The sequence below is a fragment of the Oleiphilus sp. HI0080 genome, assembly GCF_001635135.1.
The window spans coordinates 1-890 of sequence record NZ_LWFU01001175.1 but is presented as its reverse complement, the minus strand read 5'-3'; the positions used below and the strand labels follow the sequence as shown (position 1 = coordinate 890).

The 890-nt window shown below is 47.0% G+C and carries 1 protein-coding gene; it reads left to right on the top strand.

Annotation, left to right across the window (positions count from 1 at the left end):
* Positions 1-596: ATP-binding protein (locus A3751_RS20910; RefSeq protein WP_197466580.1), on the top strand; the 596-nt coding region annotated here is incomplete at its 5' end.
* Positions 597-890 lie beyond the last annotated feature (294 nt).

Below are 890 nucleotides of genomic sequence, written 5' to 3'. Positions count from 1 at the left end.
CGGAATTCTCAAGGCACACTCTAGAGATGCTGAGAGAACCTTTGGAAACCGGGGAGATATCGATCGCGCGCGCCCAGCAGCAGCTAACCTTGCCAGCTCGGTTTCAGTTAATTGCAGCGATGAACCCCTGTCCTTGCGGATATTTGGGGCATCCTTCTGTTTCATGCACAGATTCGCCGCAGCAGATCGAGCAATATCGTCGAAAGTTGTCGGGGCCTTTTCTAGACCGTATTGATATGCATGTCGAAGTGCCGTTTCAATCAGCAAGAGTGACCTTGCGAACCAATAGAAAAGAAGAAAGCAGTGAGCAGATACTTGCGCGAGTGGAGCGTTCAAGAGAGCTTCAATATCAGCGACAAGGTACTCTTAATGGTGATTTAAAAGGAGAGGCGCTCATGCAAATATGTGCGTTGACGACTGAGCAGAATGATTGGTTGATGAGCACAATTGATGCCTTGGCTTTGTCTAGTAGAGCCGCACATCGAATAATGCGATTGGCAAGAACATTGGCGGATTGCTCGGGGGAATCGAGGATAAGTCAGGGGCATCTGGCGCAGGCCTTGCGCTATCGGCCTATACAAAGGCCAGCAGATTAGCGTGTTGAACTGGCGTTCACAGGTTTAAAAAAAGCAGTTGAACTAAACTGGAGGCAAAAAAAGAGGAGCCAAAACTTGGCTCCTTAATAGGGGTTTCTTCAAGGAAGACAGAACCACGATCGCTTCATCGTGAATCTGTATTACTAAGTATACGCTCAAATTTTGAACAATCGGTGTAGAACATCACTAAATCTGTAACAGATAGTTAAATCGATAAAGCTTTGTGTATGAGATCACAAACTAACCGTATCGCGAGGGCGAGTGATGGCCTTAAACATCGCGTGCTTGCTATGC